Annotated in this window: 2 protein-coding genes and 1 pseudogene; 2 read left to right on the top strand and 1 reads right to left on the bottom strand. The window is 36.0% G+C overall.

The features are described 5' to 3' along the window. Positions 1-72: 72 nt before the first annotated feature. On the bottom strand, positions 73-570 hold the full coding sequence (locus AB3X49_RS20570) for a helix-turn-helix domain-containing protein (protein ID WP_367964414.1): 498 nt from the start codon (positions 568-570) through the stop codon (positions 73-75). Between the two features lie 141 nt (positions 571-711). Between AB3X49_RS20570 and AB3X49_RS20565 the strand changes: the two genes are divergently transcribed. Continuing rightward, a complete protein-coding gene (locus AB3X49_RS20565) occupies positions 712-915 on the top strand; it encodes a helix-turn-helix domain-containing protein (protein ID WP_367964412.1) in 204 nt (67 codons plus the stop codon). Between the two features lie 145 nt (positions 916-1,060). Next, positions 1,061-2,678 (top strand): annotated as a pseudogene (locus AB3X49_RS20560) (SpaA isopeptide-forming pilin-related protein). Positions 2,679-2,896: the final 218 nt, after the last annotated feature.

Here is a 2,896-nt window from a genome sequence, read left to right as displayed (position 1 = left end):
GTATAACTATTATTATGAGATATCAATCGTTAATGTAAGAATAGAATAATGTAACTTAAGAAAAGCCTCCGGTTAATTTGAACTGGAGGCTTTAATTTCGTATTGGATATATTTTCTGAAATTCATATATTCCTCTTGTAATTTGTCATACTTATAACTAATAAATTCTGTGTATTCATGAAGTTGTTTCTCTAATTGTTCTTTTTTGTTTAGTGGTAATGTAAGTAGATCTTCATAAAGGTCATGTGTCATAAAAGGTAGTTCGTGATTTTGTTCAACCTCTGTATCTTCTATATTAATATCCATTTTTGTTTGATGTCCTTCTAAAGACAATTCCTTGTTTTGAATGGTTTGAGTATTGCCAACCAAATAATCTGTACTGACCTGGAAAAGATTAGCCATAACTATTAAAACGCTATATGGAGGTTCAGCCCCTTTATTTTCCCAATTTGAAACAGTTGTTTGAGCGAAACTTGTTCCACTAACTTCTCCTATTTTTTCACCTAGCTGTTTCATGCTCCATCCAGCTTCTAGTCTTAGTGTTTTTACACGTGCACCAAAAATACTCATTTTTATTTTCCTCCCTCTTAATTTTATGATATGTTGTGCGTTTTTTTGCAAGATATACGTCTGTTATAACTCCAGAGAGGGTCATTTAACTTTAAAAGCGATATATGGTATTCGTAAGAATAACCGAAAGGTGGTTATGATATGGCTTTAAAACATGAGAGAAAGGCTCGGAATTGTTCCTTAGAGTTCCTTTCTCAAATACTAAACATTAGTCCGCAAGTGCTACATTCTATAGAAAAAGGTACATCTGGTGTTAATGCTGAACGAGCAAAAAAAATCTCGATTTTTTTTGAAAAGCCTGTAGAGTACTTTTTTGTACCAACGTATTATCGAGTTCGAGAATAACTTTTAAAAGGTTAATTTCGTTAAATAAAGATAAAAAGTAACCATATACGATTAATTATAGTAAAAAAAACTAGTAATTCAAGTAGAATTAACGATTCAAAAATTGATCTTTGAAAACTGCATATCATTTGAGGGAGCTGTTAGTATGTTGAAACGATCGTATCAAACGTTACTCATTGTAACGAGTATGCTTCTAATTGTCTTAAGTTTTGTTACCAAGGCGAGTGCTGAAGTCATTAATCGTGAGAAGTACGAAATAGATTGGAGTTTTAGTCCCATGTATGGGGAAAACCTACGGACAGAGTTGCTGAAGAATACGAATGGGCAAATTGCGTATTGCTTAACGTATGGAAAATTAAGTCCTAACGGTAATGATCTTCCGGAAATGGGGCGCACAGATGATGTTGTGTATCAGGTTCTTCTAAATGGATATCCACAAAAGAGTCCAGAAGAATAAGGAGTTTCTAACTGGAGTGAAGCGCATTATGCGACACAGCTTAGTGTTTGGGCAGCGTTGGGTCAAATAGACATTAACGAAGTTCAGCATCGTAATGGAAATGTTGCGAAAGCTGTAAAAGCTATTATTGGTGGTGCGAATGCAAGCCAGGAAACACAAGACATGTACATGAATGTAACACCAACAGACAATCAAGAAGCAAAGTTAAACGGTGAGGACTTTGAAACGACAGTGTATCAAATTGAAAGTAACGCTAAGAACGGTGTGTTTACAGTTCAACTCGCTAATGCACCGAATGGAACGAAAGTTGTTTCTACAAAAGGTGAAGCGAAACAACAATTCAATTTTACAGGCAGTCGCTTATCAAGGAACTGATAAAGTCCAAGATGCAACAGTCCTTTTAAAAAAAAATGAGGGAAAAGTGAGTGCCGATCTACAAGTAAACTGGAAATCCCTTGGTGGATTGAAAGTTGTAAAAGTGGGAGAACAAAAAGAATTACTACAAGGTGCAGTATTTGAAGTCATGAACAGTGCAAACGAAAAAGTAGGCACAATGACTACAAATGAGCAAGGTTCAGCAAGCCTTTCTGGTTTAGAAATCGGAACTTATACTCTTAAAGAGATAAAATCACCTACTGGTTATGTATTGAATGGGCAGCCACAACAGATTGAAGTTAAAACAGGCGAGGTTGCAACAATTACAGTGCAAAATACTAAGGTAAAAGGAAACATCGAGATTAAGAAATTAAGTGACAGCGGAAAAACACTTCCAAAAGTAGAGTTCACAGTGTATACAGCAGAGGGTAAAGAAATCACAAAAACAACTACAAACGAGCAAGGGATCGCACAAGTGAAGGATTTTCCATATGGAAAGTACACGTATCAAGAAACATTTGCACCAGAAGGCTATTTACTAAATGAAGAAATATTCTCTTTTGAAATTAAAGAGGATGGTCAAATCATTAAGCATACGGTGAAGGATCAGAAGAAACCGACACCACCTACACCAGAGACACCACAACCAGAACAGCCAGAACAACCACAAAAACCAGAAGCGCCACAACCACAGGTACCGGAACAACCAAAAGTAACCGAAAAACCAATCATTCCACAATTAGAGAAACCACAACAGATTGTTATGAAACCAAAACTAGAAGAAACACCAAAGAAAATCGAAACGTATCTGCCGACAACAGGCGGTAAAGCCGAAAATCCATACATAAAATGGATCGGTCTTGCATGTGTTGTACTTGGCTTAATTGGAGCCGTATTTGCAGTGAGAAACCGCAAGAAAGCTCAATCGTGATATGAAAGAATATGAAGCTCATTTTAGTGAAATAAATGAAAATCCGTTAGGCTTTGCTATTGGGTGTCGGAATACATGTATACTCGTAATTCCTATTTGGACAGTTGTTTTTTTGATAGGGAGAAAGATATAAGTAACCGAGAGGTAGATGGGATTAAATGTCAGGAATCTACATCGGTAATGTTAAACAAAGCCCTATTAATCCATTGGATATAAAG

Source organism: Bacillus sp. C30, assembly GCF_040838255.1.
GTDB classification, from domain to species: domain Bacteria; phylum Bacillota; class Bacilli; order Bacillales; family Bacillaceae_G; genus Bacillus_A; species Bacillus_A mycoides.
The sequence above is the reverse complement of the archived record's forward strand: the minus strand, read 5'-3'. Positions and strand labels throughout refer to the sequence as shown.

Coding starts and splice junctions, on each gene's coding strand:
- AB3X49_RS20570 (WP_367964414.1), bottom strand. CDS start 570: ATGAGTATTTTTGGTGCACGTGTAAAAACACTAAGACTAGAAGCTGGA.
- AB3X49_RS20565 (WP_367964412.1), top strand. CDS start 712: ATGGCTTTAAAACATGAGAGAAAGGCTCGGAATTGTTCCTTAGAGTTC.